This window comes from Saccharopolyspora halophila (assembly GCF_039531955.1).
GTDB lineage: Bacteria > Actinomycetota > Actinomycetes > Mycobacteriales > Pseudonocardiaceae > Saccharopolyspora > Saccharopolyspora halophila.
This window is the reverse complement of record NZ_BAAARA010000002.1, coordinates 84,984-102,485: the sequence shown is the minus strand read 5'-3', so window position 1 is coordinate 102,485 and position 17,502 is coordinate 84,984. Positions and strand designations below refer to the sequence as shown.

The following is a 17,502-nucleotide window of genomic DNA, read 5'->3' as shown; positions in this document are numbered from 1 at the left end:
TGACCAGGGCCGGGAAGGTCGGTGCCGGGCGCGTGGATGTCGGCGCGATGGTATCCGGTCGCGACTCGCCCGGTTCGTCGCCCAATCGAGAAACGGCTATGGCGAAGTGGTTTGCACCCGGTGTCCGAATTCACTCGTCGTGGGGTGTAAAAGGGCAGCGCAAACGGCAGTGGCGTGAAAATAGAAGTGATATCGACACGCTTCGTGGTCGTATGCGGCCAATAACGTCAACGCGGTTTCGGGGTCGTGTTCTGGCCCAGCTACCCTCACGCATGTGAGCTTCGCAGGCTATGACCTGATCGTTGTTGGTTCCGGATTTTTCGGCCTCACGATCGCAGAGCGCGCCGCCACCCAGCTGGACAAGCGGGTGCTGGTGCTAGACCGTCGTGACCACATCGGGGGCAACGCCTACTCCGAGGCGGAGCCCGAGACCGGTATTGAGGTGCACCGATACGGTGCGCACCTGTTCCACACCTCGAACAAACGCGTGTGGGACTACGTTAACCAGTTCACCGAATTCACCAGCTATCAGCACCGGGTGTTCACCAAGCACCAGGGGCAGATCTACTCGTTCCCGATGAACCTGGGCCTGCTGTGCCAGTTCTTCGGGCGCGCCTTCAGCCCGGACGAGGCGAAGGCGCTGGTCGCCGAGCAGGCGTCCGAGATCGATACCGCGGACGCCAAGAACCTCGAGGAGAAGGCGATCTCGTTGATCGGTCGCCCGCTCTACGAGGCGTTCGTCCGCGGCTACACGGCCAAGCAGTGGCAGACCGACCCCAAGGAACTGCCCGCGTCGATCATCAGCAGGCTGCCGGTTCGCTACAACTTCAACAACCGGTACTTCAGCGACACCTACGAGGGGTTGCCGGTCGACGGCTACACCGCCTGGCTGGAGAAGATGGCCGAGCACCCGAACATCGAGGTGCAGCTGTCCACCGACTACTTCGACGTCCTGGGCGAGCTGTCCGCAGACGTCCCGGTCGTCTACACCGGCCCGCTGGACCGCTACTTCGACTACGTCGAGGGCGAGCTGGGCTGGCGCACCCTGGACTTCGAGACCGAGGTCAAGGAGACCGGGGATTTCCAGGGCACGTCGGTGATGAACTACGCCGACGAGGAGATCCCCTACACCCGGATCCACGAGTTCCGGCACTTCCACCCGGAACGGGATTACTACCCGGACGACAAGACCGTGGTCGTGCGCGAGTACTCGCGGTCGGCCGAGAGCGGCGACGAGCCGTACTACCCGATCAACACCTCGGAGGACCGGCGCAAGCTGGGGGCCTACCGCGAACTGGCCAAGCAGGAGGCCAAGGAGCGCAAGGTCATCTTCGGTGGTCGTCTGGGCACCTACAAGTACCTGGACATGCACATGGCCATCGGCTCGGCGCTGAGCATGTTCGACAACAAGATTGCTCCATACTTCACCGAGGGCCGTTCGCTGGACGGCTCGCTGGAGGACTGACGTGACCGACCGGACCCCCCGAGAGCCCAACGCCGCTGGTGAGAGCAAGCTCAGCGACGTCACTTCGGTGCGCGCCGGAACCTCTGATGTCGCTGCGGAGCAGGTGCTGCAGCGGATCGTCTTCCCCCGGGGAGAGGACCCGCTGGACGTGCGTCCGCTCTACATCGACGAGCCGGAGGCGCTGGCCAGCACCGCCACCGTGGTCTCCCGCAGGCACCTGCGCGTGCCCGCGCACAGCAAGCTCTCGCTGGCGTCGTACTTCAACGCCTTCCCGGCCAGCTACTGGAAGCGCTGGACCAGGATCGAAGAGGTCGTGCTGCGGCTGAAGGTCAAGGGGTCCGGTCGGCTCGACGTCTACCGTTCCAAGGCCAACGGTGACAGCGTCCACCTGCAGGGCACGCCGGTGTCCAGCGAGGAGTGGAGCTCGCTGGAGTTCAACGTCTCGCTGCAGCCGTTCGAGGACGGCGGCTGGATCTGGTTCGACCTGTTCACCAACGACGCCGAGCTGGAGATCAGCGAAGGCGCCTGGACCACCGACCAGCCGATGCCGCGGCAGCAGGTCGTGGTCGGCACCACCACCATCCGGCCCTCGGAGTGCATCGAGGCGCTCAAGACCCTCGGGGAAGACCCGCAGGTCATGCACGTGGTGGAGCGGGTCATCGTGGCCGACCAGGGCCCCCAGAAGATCCACGAGGTGGAGGGCTTCGACGAGGCCGCCAAGGCCATCGGCGACAAGCTGCACGTCATCGAGCAAGAGAACCTCGGCGGTTCCGGCGGGTTCGGCCGGGTGATGTACGAGGGCATCCACAACTCCGACGCCGCCCAGGTGATGGTCCTCGACGATGACATCGCGCTGGAGCCGGACGGCGTGCTGCGCGCGAACGCGTTCGCGCGGGCGGCCACCCAGCCGGTCATCGTCGGCGGGCAGATGCTCAACCTGCAAGCACGCTCGCGACTGCACACCATGGGCGAAGTGGTCGACCTCGGACAGGGCATCTGGCGGGCCGCGCCCGGCGCGGTCACCGATCACGACTTCGCCAAGAAGCCGCTGCGCAAGACCGCCAAGCTGCACCAGCGCATCCACTCCACCTACAACGGCTGGTGGATGTGCCTGTTCCCGCGCGAGGTCATCGAGCGCACCGGGATGCCGCTGCCGCTGTTCATCAAGCACGACGACTCGGAGTACTCGCTGCGGGCGGGTGGCCACGGCTACCCGACGGTGACGCTGCCGGGCGCGGCCATCTGGCACATGCCGTGGACGGACAAGAACGACGCCACCGACTGGACGGCGTACTTCCACACCCGCAACCGGCTGATCCTGGCCGCGCTGCACAGCCCCGGCGAGGTCAAGAACAACATCGTCAAGCAGGGCCTGAAGCTGACGCTGCGGCACCTGCTGTCGATGGAGTACTCCACGGTCGCCGTGCAGCAGAAGGCGATCGAGGACTTCCTGGCGGGCCCGTCCGGGCTGTTCGACAGCCTGCGCACGGCGCTGCCGGAGGTGCGGGAGTTGCGCAAGGACTACGACGACGCCAAGACGGTCTCCTCGGCCCGCGAGTTCCCGCCGCCGTCGGCGGACCCGATCATGGCCGAGGGCCTGCTCAACCCGCCGGTGAACCCGGTGGTGATCGCGGCGCGCGCCTCCAAGGCGCTGCTGCACAACGTCAAGGAGCCCGACCAGCACTCCGGCGAGCGCCCGCAGCTGAACGTGCCCGCCGCGGCGGCCCGCTGGTTCCTGCTCGGCAACCTGGACAGCGCGACGGTCTCCAACGCGGACGGCAGCGGTGTCGCGTTCCGCAAGCGGGACCCGGAGGTGTTCAAGCGGCTGGGCAGGCAGTCGGTCGCCAACTACAAGCGGCTGGCCCAGGAATGGGACCGGCTGGTCGAGGAGTACCGCGCCGCGCTTCCGGAGCTGACGAGTGCGGACGCTTGGAAGCAAGTCTTTGATTCGAAGTGATCCCTAGTTTTCGCGGAGACGTAGTGGCAGAGCTGACGACGGCGAGCGCCCCCGAGAGGGCTGTCGCCGCCCACGACGAGGAGTCACCGGCGACGGTCACCCCCGAGACCGTTGCCCTGCGGAAGGTGCAGGGCGCACTGGCCAAACCGGCCGTGGTGAAGACCGCGCACGCGATGTCGCTGTTCGGCGAGCACGCGGCCGGCTGGCTGACCATCGGTGCGATCGGGGCTCTGGTGGACCGCGAGCGGCGTGGTGAGTGGGTCACCGCCGCTGCCGGAGTCGCCGCCGCGCACGCGGCGTCGATCGCGGTCAAGCGGGTGGTCCGCCGCCCGCGCCCGAAGGACCCCGAGATCCAGGTGCTGGTCGGTACGCCGAGCCAGCTGAGCTTCCCGTCCTCGCACGCGACGTCCACGACGGCCGCCGCGGTGCTCTACGGCGGGTTGACGGGCAAGAAGCTGACCCCGGCCCTGGTGCCGCCCATGATGGTCAGCCGCCTCGTCCTGGGGGTTCACTATCCGAGCGACGTGGTCGCCGGCTCGGCGCTCGGCGGGGCCGTTGCGCTGGGTTTCCGGCGAGTCATCCGACGGCGGAGGAACCGTGCCTGACAACAAGCAAGCCTCGGTGGAAACACCCGAGGAAGCCAACGACGAGACCGCCAAGCGGGCCGAGGTGGAGGCCGACGCCGAGGGCAGCATCGGCTCCGAGTTCGGCGGCGAGGTCCTGGAGAGCGAGGCGGCCAAGACCGACGACCTCAAGGACAAGTCCTCGGACGCCTACCACGCGAAGGTGACCGAGAAGGCCGGAACGCCAGCCGGGCTGGTCACCGGTCTGATCAAGGAGCTTCGCCCCAAGCAGTGGGTGAAGAACGTCCTGGTGCTGGCCGTGCCGTTCGCCGCAGGCGCGATCCTGCAGCCGAACATCGTGCTGGCCGCCGCCGTCGCGTTCATCGTCTTCTCGATGGCCGCCTCCGGCATCTACTTCGTCAACGACGCGATCGACGTCGAGGCGGACCGGCAGCACCCGACCAAGCGCAACCGGCCGATCGCGGCCGGGCTGATCCCGGTACCGATCGCCTACGCGGTGTGCGTGCTGCTGCTCGGCGGGTCGCTGCTGATCTCCGCACTGGTCAGCACCCCGCTGCTGATCGTCATGGCCGTCTACATCGGTGTGCAGCTGGGCTACTGCTTCGGCCTCAAGCACCAGCCGGTGATCGACCTGTGCATCGTCGCCTCCGGGTTCCTGCTGCGCGCGATCGCGGGCGGCGCGGCCGCGCACCTGGTGATCACCCAGTGGTTCTACCTGATCGTGGCGTTCGGCTCGCTGTTCATGGTGGCGGGCAAGCGCTACGCCGAGGTGAAGCTGGCTGCCGAGACCGGCGCCAAGATCCGCAAGTCGCTGAAGGCGTACTCGCCGTCCTACCTGCGGTTCGTGTGGGCCATCGCCGCCGCGATCACGATCATGTCCTACGCCCTGTGGGCCTACGACATCCGCGAGTTCGAGATGTCCCGCTGGGGCCTGATCTCGATCGTGCCGATGGTGATCGCGATCCTGCGCTACGCGGTCGACATCGACAAGGGCGTCGCGGGCGAGCCGGAGGAAGTGGTCCTCAAGGACAAGGTCCTGATGGTGCTCGGCCTGATCCTGGCCGGCNGTCCTTCCGCTGCGGCGGCACCCCCGGTTCACGGCAACCGGGGGCGCCGCCGTCTTTTTCGCGAGAAGTTGGGGTGCCGGTTCCTCGGCGGTCACCGGCGGGTTCACCCGCTGCGGTGATAGTGGTGCGTTTTCCGACATCGGGAGGTTGTTCGTGCCCCAATTCCCCGTTTCCCGCCGCAGCGTGTTGCTGGGTGGTGCTGCCGCCGCCGGTGCGCTGGGTGTCGCGGCGCCCGCGGCCTGGTCCCTGCCCGGCGCGGGTGCCGCGCGCCGCGGTGAGGTGTTCGGCCTCGGTGTCGCCTCCGGCGACCCGGCCCCGGACGGTTTCGTGTTGTGGACCCGGCTCGCCGCCGACCCGCTGGCCGAGGACGGCATGGGCGGGATGCCGAACAAGGCGCTGCCGGTGCAGTGGGAGCTCGCCACCGACGAGCGGTTCCGGAACGTGGTGCGCCGCGGCGAGGAGCAGGCCGCGCCGGAGATGGGCCACAGCGTGCACGTCGAGCTGTCCGGCCTGCGCCCCGACCGCGACTACTTCTACCGGTTCCGCGCCGAGGGATCGGTTTCGCCTGCCGGGCGGGCGCGCACCACGCCCTTACCGCAGGCGATGAGCGAGCTGTCGATGGTGTTCGCCTCCTGCGCGCAGTTCGAGCACGGGTACTTCACCGCCTACCGGCACGTGGCCGAGGAGCACCCGGACCTGGTGCTGCACCTGGGCGACTACCAGTACGAGTACCAGGCGGGCGACTACGAGATCCCGGGCGGCAACCCGCGCGATCACGCGGGCCCGGAGACGGTGACGCTGGCGAACTACCGGCAGCGGCACGCGCAGTACAAGACCGACCCGGACCTGCAGGCCGCGCACGCCGCGGCTCCGTGGGTCGTGGTGTGGGACGACCACGAGCTGGACAACAACTGGGCCGACGAGGTCCACGAGAACCCGGAGGAGCCGCAGCCGGACTTCCTGGAGCGGCGCAAGGCCGCCTTCAAGGCCTACTACGAGAACATGCCGCTGCGCCGCGCTCAGGTGCCGCGCGGTATCGACCTGCGGCTGCACCGGCGGGTTCAGTGGGGTTCGCTGGCGACCTTCCACATGCTCGACACCCGCCAGTACCGCGACGACCAGGTCGGCGACGATCAGTTCCCCACCCAGGACCCGGAACGGCTGAACCCGAAGCGCAGCTTGACCGGGGCCGAGCAGGAGCGCTGGCTGCTGCAGGGGCTGCGGTCCTCCGGGGCGCGGTGGGACCTGCTGGGCCAGCAGGTGATGTTCGCCGAGATCGACTACCAGAACGGCGCCGAGAAGGGCTACAACCCGGACGCCTGGGACGGCTACGTCGGTTCCCGCGAGCGAGTGATGCGGGGCTGGCGGCAGGCGGGCACCCGCAACCCGGTGGTGCTCACCGGTGACGTGCACACCCACTGGGCCAACGAGATCCACGACGGGGACGCGATCGTCGGCACCGAGCTGACCACCACGTCGATCACCAGCAAGGGCGACGGTTCGGCCGAGCTGACCGAGCGGGAGAAGACGTACCTGGCCGAGAACCCGCACGTGCGCTACTACGCCAACCAGCGCGGGTACGTCTCGACCAAGATCACCGCGGGCGAGCTGCGCGCGGACTACAAGGTCCTTCCGTACGTCACCGAGCCGGGAGCTCCGGTGCGGACCGCGGCGTCGTTCGTCGTCGAGGACGGCTCGCCGGGCCTCAACGAAGCATGAACCCGCGGGCGGTTTTCGCCCAGAACCATCTTCCGATCGGTTCTGGGTGAACCCGCCCGCCAGGGCACCAAGCCGGGCTTTCGGTACCCCGGAGAAAAGCAGTTCGGCCTGAAACCACACCCGCAGAAGGGATGTGGTTTCAGGCCAAACTGCTGGTAACCGTCACGCCGCTGGGCGGGAAGCGCGCGTGCCGCCCACGGCAGGGGACCGAGGGCGGCACGCCGGGAACCTACCGTTGTGCGCTGGGCAGCGGGACTTCCGCGCCCGCGACGAACGAACCGTGCCACGGGGTGCCTTCTTCGAAAGCGGTTCCGGCGGAGCTGGCCACGTAGACCTGGGCTTCTCCACCGCGAGTGAAGGTCACGACATCGCTCTTGCCGTCACCGTTGAAGTCGCCGACGCCCGGCCATTCGTCCTCGATCGAGAAAAAGTCGCTCCAGAGCTGGTCATCGTCCCGGAAGTGATCGCCCTGGGACAGCGACACGTACACATCGCCGGTGTCGCCGCGCAGGAAGGTGACGATGTCGTCCATGCCGTCGCCGTTGAAGTCGCCCACAGCGGGGATTTCCCCGGTGGGGGCGAACAGCGGGTGCCAGATCGAGCCGGTTTGCACGAAGCGGGTGCCGTCCGACAGGGAGACGTGCGTCTTCCCGTCGTCGTTGAAGACGATGATGTCGTCCCTGCCGTCTCCGTTGAAGTCGCCCGTGGTGGGCGAGCCGGTGTCGGTGGCGAAACCGTCGTGCCACTTGTGGACGTCGATGCTGAACTGGTCGCCCTCGGAGAAGACGACGAAGACATCGCCGCTGGGGTCGAAGGCGACGAGGTCGTCGAGACCGTCACCGTTGACGTCACCGACGGCCGTTTCCTGGCTGGCCAGGCCGAAGTGGTTGTGCCAGAGCTGCCGGGATCTGAACGCGGTGCCGTCCGACAGGGCGACGTTGACCTCGCCGTCGTTGAAGGTCGCCACATCGCTGATGCCGTCGCCGTTGAAGTCGCCGGACATGGGGACGGCACCGTTACCGGCGAGCTGGCTGCTCCACTGCGAGGCGGAACCGAACCCCTGACCGTCGGAGAGGGCCACCGAGGTGGTGGGACCGTTGAACGCGGCCACGTCGTCCATGCCGTCACCGTTGAAGTCGGTGCGCGTATCGGTGGGGGTCGTGGCCCGCACGGTGGTGGAAACGCCGATCTGGGCACCTGCGGAATCGAACGCGACAACCCGGTAGTACCGCGCCTGCCCCGCGGGGAGTCGCGTGTGGGTGAACGCGGTTTCGCCGGTCTCGCCGAGCTTGTTGTCCTCGATCAGGGCAACGGTCTCGGTCGTCGCGGTGAAAACGCCGTAAGCGGCCGCGCCGTCCAGAGCTGTCCAGCTCAGGTTGATCGCGTTCTTGGTCGCCGGGGTGGCGTGCAGGTCGATGGCCTGGGCCGCCATCCAGTCGATGATGTTGTCGACCCGGGCGGCGGTCGCGCCGGTTTGCTCGCTGGTTTCACCGAGGCAGCCGGACTGGTGGGAGCCGCCCGCGACGGCGATGATCTGGCCGTCGCGCAGCACCGGGCCGCCGGCATCGCCCTTGCAGATGCTGGTTCCGGCGGCGGTGCCCCGCAGGTTCACCGCACCGGTGGCGACCGATCCGATGGTGAACTCACCGGTGCGCGGCTGGTCGGGCACCCACTGGTCGGCTGTGCGGCCGTAACCGGAGGTCTGCACCGCTTGCCCCTGGGCCGGTGCGGTGGTCGGCAGAGCGGCTGGTTCGATGCTGGTGACCGGTCTGGCCAGGTGGGCCAGTGCGACGTCCCGGTCGTCGCGCGGCACGATCCGATCCACCTGCCGCTGCAGGCCACCGATCGTGGCCGTGGTCGGTGTGTGCGGTGCCCCGGGCTCGGGGGCTTCCGGCTGGCTGGGGACAGCCGCGAAGCAGGCCGCCGAGGTCACCACCCACTCGGGCGCGAGCAGCGCACCGGAGCAGGTGACCTCATCGGAACCGATGTCGATCTTCGCCAGGTACGGCTGCGCGCCCGTGTCGGTGACGTTCCCTCCGGAAACGGCGTGCGCGGGAACCGTCGCCAGCAATGCCGCGCTCGTGACGGTGGCGGCCATGGTCGTGAGCCGCCGGAAATGCTCTGGGCGTGTCAATGGAAGCTCCTTGGCGGGCGATGAGCGGCTCACGAAGCGTGCAACTTGACGAGCGTCGAAGGGTCCCCGTCGGCTTGACCTTCGCCGACAGAAGTGTGTTCACCGGGGTCGATATCGACCACTTGCGTTTTTCCGTTGCTCGTAAGGTGCGCGACGACGTTGTGTTCGTCGCCCTCGATCGTGTAAACGCGAGGAATTTCCAGCGTGAGCCAGCCGGTTTCGCCGAGGACCTCGTAGCACGAGATTCCTACCTCGACGGCTTCCACCTTGATGACTGTCTTCTCGGCGCCGCAGTCGACTAGAACGATGTTTCCGTCACCTCTGAGCAGCCGAATGCTCCGTTCGGTGAAAATCTGGTCGGCGCCGGGGTAGTTGTACTGCTCGACTGCGGGCGGTGGGGCTTCGGCCGCTACGTCGTTCGTCAGCTTGTCTTCGCTGTTCACAGCGGATGCGGCGCCCGCAGAAGCAGTGAGCAGCGCTGCCATTGAGAACAGGCCGAAGAGTTTTGGCGTGAACTTCATGCGGATCCAAGTATCGATTTTTAGAGGCGAGGAATGACCGTAACGAAACGGGCATAACGCCGCTACTTCGACGCAATGTTGCGCATCACATTTTTTGGGATCCCGGGTCGTGTTACAGAATGTGCCGCATTTCACTTTAAAGGGGTTTAGTCCAAATGCAGTATTGCGCAAACCGGACAATAGCCCCAGCGTGGTGCGCTGTGTATTTAGCTTCATTCCCAGAGTTTTTTGGGGAAAATGGGAACGATCTGGGGGAGTGACGTGAAGAGATACGAATACAGGCGCAGACGATGCGCACGTACGGCTCGCGCGGGTGTCGTCACTGCCGCTGTGCTCAGCTTCGTGGTGGCCGGATTGGGCAGTGCCCCGGTAGCGGTGGCGCAGGAGCAGACGGTGACCGCTGAGGACCGAGCCGCTGTCATGCAGATGTGGCTCAACGGCGGGGAAACCATGCGCGAGGCCGCTGGCGCGGCCCTGGCCGGAACCGACGCTGACCTGCGGGAGTTCCTGAGCAGCGGGGCGGATGTGGCCCGGCTGCAGGACTTACGCAACCGAGTCGTGAAGATGATGGAAATGGGCGGGCCGAGCACGAAGGCCGCCGCCAACGACGCTCTGCAGATCAACACCGTCGAAGCATTGGAATCGTTCCTGCGGGAAGGCTTCCGCGCTCCGTACCACACCGACCTGCGCATTCGGACGGTGCGAGTCAAGGATGCCGGTGGCGAGCAAGTGGCAGTGGCTGCGGAGGAAGCGCTGGACACCGACACCGAGGAAGCGCTCGAGGCGTTCCTGGAGGAGGGATGGAAGGCTCCGCATCACACCGACCTGCGCATCCAGGTGGTGCGGGCCAAGTCGGTCGGCGGTCCACATGTGCAGGAAGCCGCCGAACGTGCCCTGGACGCTGACACCGATGCTGCGCTTACCCGGTTCCTGGAACATGACTGGGAAGTCGCTCAGGCGCGCGACCAAGAGAAGGCCACGGTAACCGAGCTGGTCGAACGTGCCGAAAAGGCCGGCCAGCAGGCGCACGAGCACACCGTGAAAGCCCAGCAGGCGACAGACCGCGCGCTGAAGGCAGCTGAGCAGGCTAAGCGCGCGGCGGAGCGGGCACGCGCCGAAACCGAAGCAGCCGAGGGCGATGCCGCTCGGGCCTCGGCTGCGGCGGCCGAGGCAGCGGCTACCGCAGAGCAGGCCGCTGATGCTGCTCGCACGGCGATCAACGCGGCCAGCGCGGCCGATGAAGCAGCACGGGTCGCGGCGAATGCGGCATCTAGGGCGGCCTCTGCGGCAGGCATGGCCGGACAGACCGCCGCTCGTGCGTATTCGGCCGCGTCGGCGGCGGCCATGGATGCCACTCAGGCGCAGGCGGCACGGGATGCGGCTGCGGCGGCGCGCAACGCGGCGGTGGGGGCGAACCGGGCTGCGGATGCCGCTCGTGCTGCTGGTTCTGCGTCTCAGCAGGCGGCGAGCGCTGCTCGGTCTGCCGCCAGCGCTGCGGGTAATGCGGCTGCGGCGGGTGCGGCTGCCTCCGAGGCCAGTCGGTATGCCGGGGTGGCTGACGAGGAGGCTGAGCGTGCGGCTGCGGCAGGCGCGGAGGCACAGGCCCAGGCAGAGCGCGCCCAGCTGGCTGCCAATGCGGCAACGGATCTGGCCAACCGCTCGGTGGCGGCGGCCAATACCGCGGCCGGAGCGGCTGATTCAGCCGCCCAACACGCGAACAACGCCGCAGCAGCGGCGGAGGCGGCTGCGGAGCACGCAGGCGAGGCGCAGGACGCTGCTGCTGAGGCCACCGCACATGCCAATGCCGCGATCGAAGCCGCCAAGGCTTCAGTGGCTGCGGCCGAGCAGGCCAAGCAGGTAGTGGCGCTGGCTCGCGATGCGGAGGCCGAACGGATCGAACAGGACAAGCAGCAGTTGGTCGACGCTGCGAATGAAGCGCGCAAGGTTTGGAAAGAGCAGCAGGACCTTCAAGCTTGGGACGCGGCTGAGAGGAAACGCATAAGTGCCGAAACGCAGCGGTTGTTGGAGGCCGCGACTGCGGAAGGTGCGGATTCGGAAACCGTGTCGACCAGTGGTCGACAGGCTGCGGTGAACATCTTGAAAACGGGTGGTACGTGGAGTAAACGTGCTGCTCAGCATGCTCTGTCCGGTACGGACGCCGATATTCGTCAGTGGTTGGACACCGGCCGCGAGGCCGCCGTGGTCCAGGATGATCGGGCCACGGTCACACGCATCGCGGAGACGACTGACCGGGACGGACTCCGTCAGGCTGCCGAAGCCGCCTTGGCCGGTACGGATGCTCAGGTGCAGGAGTTCCTGGCTACCCAGGACTATGAAGGCCGGGTCACCGATGACCGGCTGCGCACAGTCCAGATCAAGGATGCCGCGATCGGGCCGGCAGTCGCAGAGGCCGCCGAAGCCGCGCTGGACGGAACTCCGGAGGATGTGCGGCAGTTCCTGGAGGAGGGCCAGTTCACCGCACGTAATACGGATATGCGGATCAACGCGGCACGGATCAAGGACGCTGGAGGCCCGCGCACGCAGGCCGCAGCAGAGGCCGCGTTGGACGGGCCGCCCGGCTGGACCGAGGAATTCGTCCAATCTGGCCAGCATCTGTACCAGCAGCGAGATCAAAGGGCCGTCACACACGCTGCGGAGATGGACCGCCTGGTGAGCCGTGGTATGCAAGCGGCAGCCAACGCTATGCAGGACGCGTCCACCGCCGCGCAAGCCGCCGCCGAAGCCCGAAACGCAGCCGACGAAGCTGCCGGGTATGCCCAGCAAGCCCAGGACTCGGCCGCGCAAGCGGCTGACTACGCCAACCAGGCACGAGCGTCAGCGGAGGAGGCTCTGGCCTCGTCGGAGCAGGCGCAGGCCGCAATGGTCACTGCTCAGAACGCGGCGGACTCCGCCCGGCGGAGTGCGCGGGATGCGGCGAAGTCGGTGTTCCGGGCGCGGTATTACTCCAGCCAAGCGCACACCTACGCTGACGGTGCGTACGTCGCTGCTGACCAGGCCCGGACCGATGCATTGGAAGCTGCGGAGGATTCGGACTCCGCGGAAGCCGCCGCAGCCGCGGCAGCAGCCGCCGAACAAGCCCTGCAGGACGAAATCGAACGACGCAAAGCTGAGTACCAGGAGTCCATCCAAACCCCACCAGATGCCACCGAACACGAAATCGAACAGATCGCCTATCAAAACCAGTACTGCTACCGCGTCTACCAGGACGGGACAGAAGAAGAAATTACCTGCCCTGAAGAGGAAGAGCCTACATTTCTAGGAATGAACTCGTGCCAATGGGCCTTTGTTGGCGTTGGTGCGGTCTTTTTAGCTACGGGGGTTGGCGCGGCTTGGCTTGGTATTTCGGCAGGAGCAGGGGCATTGGCGGCAGGTGCGGGCGTTGCTACTGGCGCTTTAGATATCGGATTGGGAATCGCAGGAAATTTGGTTTGTTAGGACTGCATGAATAATGACGTCGCGAGGGAAACTAAAGCTCCCGTTTATTTGGTGGACGGCATTTGTGGGGGTGGGCCTTCTTTGGCCATCTGCGATGGCAGCGGTTTTTATTAATGATCCACCTTTTGGCTGGGTTGTTCTGACTTACAGTCTAGTATTCATAGTGTTTATGGCGGTCCAGCTGTACTGCATCAGGTGGGCACTACGTAAGCGGAAACGGGATGGATTCCAGTAGATCTGCTTGCTTGGATTAGTATTAGAGGTGGGGTTGACGTCCAATCAAATAGTTGGCGTCAACCCCACCATCATGCTGGCGGCTGACTGGGTGCAGCGCGTACGTCGCTGCTGACCAGGCCCGGACCGATGCATTGGAAGCTGCGGAGGATTCGGACTCTGCGGAAGCCGCCGTAGCCGCGGCAGCAGCCGCCGAACAAGCCTTGCAGGACGAAATCGAACGACGCAAAGCTGAGTACCAGGAGTCCATCCAAACCCCACCAGATGCCACCGAACACGAAATCGAACAGATCGCCTATCGAGATCAGTCCTGCCACCGCGTCCACCAGGACGGGACAAAAGAACAAATTATCTGCCCTGAAGAGGAAGAAGAGATTTCCACCACATGTGGATGGGTTCTTAGAAGTGTGGGCGTATACCAAGGTTTTACATGGGGCGCGGCCTTCGGTCCTTGGGGATCTGTTGGTGCAGGCGTTGCGTTGCTGGCCATCACGATGGTCATTTGCTGAACGGGTTGGTGGATATCATGAAAAAAGGTCGCGACCTTGTGGCTACAGGATTCAGATCCTCGTTGATCATCCTGGGCATGTCGCTTCCGTTGTACATTTTACAATATTTCAGGATCGTTCCGTGGGGGGATGCTCAAAACACGCTCCCGTTCATTGTGTGTGCAGCCGTCGCTGTGGTGGTCTTTATCTCGACTTACACGGTACGGGCGCGGCGAAGGAAGCAGCATTAAGAAGAAGTACCGAAACCTGAGTGGACCGTCCTCAAAAGTTGACATGTCAGGAATGTTGAAGAATGGCGTCGAGTGGGAACCTAAAGCTCCCGTTGACTTGGTGGGCGACCTCTGCCGGTGCGGGGCTTCTTTGGCCTGTCGCGATGGTGGTGGTTTCATTGAAGGACCCCCCGTTTTCATCGGTTGTCCTGATTTACAGCCTGGTATCCGTAGTGTTTATGGCGGTCCAGTTGTACTGCATCAGGTGGGGACTTCGTAAGCGGAAACGGGATGGATTCCAGTAAGCTGCTTGCTGATCGCAAGAAAGTAGGATTTCCAAGTGCATGGTGGGTGTGTGGCATCGTCGGCGGTTTTATAGTGCCTTCGGTTAATCTGATTGTGCAAGTGGCCGACCCTCCGCCAGGGATCTACTGGCTGGTGACCAATTCGACAGCGCTGACCGCAGTTGTGTTAGTTGCAATCACCTTCATTTGGCGAAGGCGCATCTAAGGACGATGTCCAGAAGAAGCAGGCTCCAGGAGAAGGCTGAATGAACCACCGCAGAGTCGGGAGTCTGTGCAGGTCGACACTGCCGCTGGTCAACTGCAGCTTCGACCGGTTGGGATCAAGGTCTGTGTGCTTGGACGAGTTCACAGTTTTGCCTAAAACTGTCCCGGCAAATCGGACGTTGATCACGCACAGTTTTAGGCAAAACTGTGCAACCCGTATAGGGTGCTGCGATCTGGGGTGGCTGCGAGGGGTCGCGCACGACGGCCCGGGGTCGTCCGGCGTGTTCCGTGGGTCCCCCAACAGGCAGGCGGGGGACCCACGGCCGCGGGTCCGTTGAACCCCACTTCTCCGGGCCCGCGTTTCACGCGGGCAGCGCCAGGCGCTGCTCGTGGGACAGTGCCGAATCAGCCCGTCCCCTACAACAGTCGTCTCGCGGCGACGAAACGTTGCCCGATGCGGACAAATTTTCGGGGTCCGGGCAAAACGGGCACCGGCGACGATCAGTCTCGGGCAGTCCCGGCCCCAGGTCAAGCCGGACACGAAAAACGGGGCCGCCGGGACGAATCCGGCGACCCCGCTCGCGCGCGTGCGATCAGATCGGCAGCTTGCGGAAGATCTTGCGCGGGACGTGCCGCAGCGCGGTCATGACCCAGCGCATCTGGCCCGGGGCGTAGACTTGCTCCTTGCCCTTGGCGACGCCGTCGATGATGCAGTCGGCGACCTGCTCCGGGGTCTGCGCCATCGGCGGGGGCTTCAAGCCGGTGGTCAGCTTGGTGTGCACGAAGTTCGGCCGGATCACGGTGACCTTCACGCCGTGCTCCTCCAGCGCGTAGGTCAGACCGGTGTAGAACACGTCCAGGCCGCCCTTGGAGGAGCCGTAGACGAAGTTCGACCGGCGGGCGCGCTCACCGGCGGGCGAGCACATCACCGCGATGCTGCCGTGGCCCTGCTTCTTGAGCTTGTTCGCGAGCAGCACGCCCATGCCGACCGGGGCCACGTAGTTGATGTCGGCCACCGCGCGGGCGGACTCGAAGTCGGTCCAGCCCTGCTCGTTGTCGCCCTGGATGCCGAACGCGATCAGGGTGACGTCGACGTCGCCGTCGGCGAAGGCCTTGTCGATGACCTCGGCGTGCGTCTCCGGCTTGCGGGCGTCGAAGTTCAGGATCGACACCTCGCTACCGGTCTTGCGCAGCTCCTCGGCCGCGGCGTTGAGGCGCTCGGACTCCTCCGGCCGGTCGGCCAGGATGATCCGCAGGGGCTGGTTCTCGGCGTACTTGCGCGCGGTGGTCAGCGCGATGTCGGAGGTGCCGCCGAGCACCAGCAGGGATTGGGGATTGCCAACGGCGTCGATCACAGTTCAAGCCTCCGGCTCATGTCTGAGGCGAATTTGCCTTCGGGGTCAACGGACTGGCGGATCTTGCGGAACTCCTCGACCCGCGGATACATCTTGTGGAAGGTCTCCGCGCTGGCCCGCGAGTCCTTCGCGGTGTACAGCCTGCCGCCGACGCCCAGCACCATTTCGTCGAGATCGTTGCACAGCCTGGACAGGCCGGGCTTGATCGGGAAGTCGACGCAGACCATCCAACCGGGGTGCGGGAACGACAGCGGCGCCGGGTTCCCCTCGCCCATCTGCTTGAAGACGTTCAGGAACGAGTAGTGCCCGGAGTTGGCGATCTTGAGCAGGATCCGGCGCAGCTCCTCGTTGGCGTTCAGCGGGGTGCTGAACTGGTACTGCAGGAAGCCCTTCGAGCCGTAGGCGCGGTTCCACTCGCCGAACATGTCCAGCGGGTGGTAGAAGGCCGTCAGGTTCTCCACCACGCCGCGCTTGACCTTCGGCGACTTGCGGAACCACGCCTCGCCGAGCGCGCTGAAGGTGAGCTTGTTGGCCAGCCCGTTCGGGAACACGTCGGGCAACGTCGCCAGCTTCGGGGCGTCGAACTTCAGCGGGTCGGCGCGCAGCTTCGGCGGCAGGTCGTCGAGCTTGGCCAGCGAGCCCCGGCTGAACGCGGCGCGCCCGAGCCGGTGGTCGGTGGAGATCGCGTCGAACCAGCCGGACGAGTAGGTGTAGTTGTCCTCGGAGCCGTTGGTGACCAGCTCGAGGGTCTCGTCGAGGTTCTCGGTGCGCTCCAGGTCGGCGATGAAGTAGGCGGTCTCGGTCCGGGTCATCCTGAGCTTCGCCCGAACGATGATGCCGGTCAGGCCGATGCCGGCCACGGTCGCCCAGAACAGCTCGGAGTCCTCGCCCTCGGGCGTGAGGGTGCGGATCCGGCCGTCGGCGGTGACCAGGTCCATGGAGACCACGTGGTTGCCGAAGCTGCCCGCGCTGTGGTGGTTCTTGCCGTGGATGTCGTTGGCGATCGCGCCACCGATGGTGACCTGGCGGGTGCCCGGCAGCACCGGGACCCACAGGCCGTAGGGCAGCGCGGCCTTCATCAGCTGATCCAGGCTGACGCCGGCGTCGAGGTCGACGATCGCGGTGTCCGGATCGATGTCGTGGATGCGGTTCAGCGGGGTCATGTCGATGACCACGCCACCGGCGTTCTGCGCCACATCGCCATAGCTGCGGCCCAGGCCGCGGGCGAGCACGCCGCGGTCATCGGCGGTGCGCACCGCTTCGGCGATCTTCTCGACGTCGTTGGTGCTGAGCACGCGCGCCCGCGTCGGCGCGGTGCGGCCCCAGCCGTAGAGGTCTTTGGTAACGAATTCGGCGGTCACAGGCCCAGCCTTCGCGAAAGGTCGGAAACGAAAATGTTGTCCGATTCGACCGATGGGATGAATTCTTCCCATTCGGCGCGTCCGGGGTCCATTTTCTCGATCATTTCGAAGCCGGTGCCGGATTCCTTGGCCGGATTTCGCCGACCGCCCGCGACCGGCACCGTCTCGTTGTAAGCGGGGGCGCGGTAACTGCGGCCGAGCCGGCGGGCGGTGACGCCGTGCGCGTAAGCGCAGGTGAGCGGGGTGCGCTCGCCATGGAACAGCGTCTGAGGCTCGTCCTTAACCGATCCCACCCAGCCGAGTCTATCCGCGTATCGGGGGTGAATACCGCCGGGTGCTAATGGCCGTGACTGCGGTGTCAAGTCCGCTCGCTACACTTGCGAGGGACGTGTGCGCGCCTCGTGCCGACGGTGTCGGGGCTG

General features: G+C 65.8%; 11 protein-coding genes and 1 pseudogene. 7 read left to right on the top strand and 5 right to left on the bottom strand.

All coding sequences use genetic code 11. The features are described 5' to 3' along the window. Positions 1-274 precede the first annotated feature (274 nt). From glf to ABD289_RS03345, 5 genes and pseudogenes are all read left to right on the top strand, one after another. Entirely contained in the window at positions 275-1,465 is a 1,191-nt protein-coding gene (glf, locus tag ABD289_RS03365) for a UDP-galactopyranose mutase (RefSeq protein WP_344126377.1), read from the top strand. 1 nt (position 1,466) lies between these two features. Further along, positions 1,467-3,422, top strand: a complete 1,956-nt coding sequence (locus ABD289_RS03360; protein WP_344126375.1) for a glycosyltransferase — start codon at positions 1,467-1,469, stop codon at positions 3,420-3,422. A 23-nt stretch (positions 3,423-3,445) separates the two neighbouring features. Beyond that, complete coding sequence (locus ABD289_RS03355) at positions 3,446-4,027, top strand: phosphatase PAP2 family protein (protein WP_425564540.1); 582 nt, start codon at positions 3,446-3,448, stop codon at positions 4,025-4,027. 115 nt (positions 4,028-4,142) lie between these two features. Further along, positions 4,143-5,063 (top strand): annotated as a pseudogene (locus ABD289_RS03350) (decaprenyl-phosphate phosphoribosyltransferase); the annotation flags it as partial. Positions 5,064-5,226: 163 nt separating this feature from the next. After that, positions 5,227-6,792: an alkaline phosphatase D family protein gene (locus tag ABD289_RS03345; RefSeq protein ID WP_344126373.1), complete on the top strand. Its 1,566-nt coding sequence runs from the start codon at positions 5,227-5,229 to the stop codon at positions 6,790-6,792. Between the two features lie 229 nt (positions 6,793-7,021). On the opposite strand, the gene ABD289_RS03340 is transcribed toward ABD289_RS03345, so the two are convergent. Continuing rightward, the gene (locus tag ABD289_RS03340; RefSeq protein ID WP_344126370.1) at positions 7,022-8,926 is read right to left on the bottom strand and encodes an FG-GAP-like repeat-containing protein; all 1,905 of its coding nucleotides are present in this window, start codon (positions 8,924-8,926) and stop codon (positions 7,022-7,024) included. A 29-nt stretch (positions 8,927-8,955) separates the two neighbouring features. Continuing rightward, positions 8,956-9,663 (bottom strand): hypothetical protein, encoded by a 708-nt coding sequence (locus tag ABD289_RS03335; protein WP_344126368.1) that lies wholly within the window; start codon positions 9,661-9,663, stop codon positions 8,956-8,958. A gap of 177 nt (positions 9,664-9,840) precedes the next feature. On the opposite strand from ABD289_RS03335, the gene ABD289_RS03330 reads away from it, so the two are divergent. Further along, entirely contained in the window at positions 9,841-12,903 is a 3,063-nt protein-coding gene (locus ABD289_RS03330) for an ALF repeat-containing protein (protein WP_344126366.1), read from the top strand. Positions 12,904-13,271: 368 nt separating this feature from the next. Beyond that, positions 13,272-13,646 carry a hypothetical protein gene (locus ABD289_RS03325; RefSeq protein WP_344126364.1) on the top strand — a complete coding sequence of 125 codons (375 nt, stop codon included), beginning with the start codon at positions 13,272-13,274 and terminating at the stop codon, positions 13,644-13,646. 1,311 nt (positions 13,647-14,957) lie between these two features. Here the strand turns inward: ABD289_RS03325 and dprE2 are convergent. From dprE2 to ABD289_RS03310, 3 genes are read right to left on the bottom strand one after another with little or no spacing between them, the layout of a single operon-like run. Further along, complete coding sequence (dprE2, locus tag ABD289_RS03320; protein WP_344126362.1) at positions 14,958-15,719, bottom strand: decaprenylphospho-beta-D-erythro-pentofuranosid-2-ulose 2-reductase; 762 nt, start codon at positions 15,717-15,719, stop codon at positions 14,958-14,960. Beyond that, a complete protein-coding gene (gene dprE1, locus ABD289_RS03315; protein ID WP_344126360.1) occupies positions 15,716-17,080 on the bottom strand; it encodes a decaprenylphosphoryl-beta-D-ribose oxidase in 1,365 nt (454 codons plus the stop codon). Before dprE1 ends, dprE2 begins: the two co-directional genes overlap by 4 nt. Then, positions 17,077-17,373, bottom strand: a complete 297-nt coding sequence (locus ABD289_RS03310) for a hypothetical protein (RefSeq protein ID WP_344126358.1) — start codon at positions 17,371-17,373, stop codon at positions 17,077-17,079. The genes dprE1 and ABD289_RS03310 overlap by 4 nt, the downstream gene beginning before the upstream one ends. Positions 17,374-17,502 lie beyond the last annotated feature (129 nt).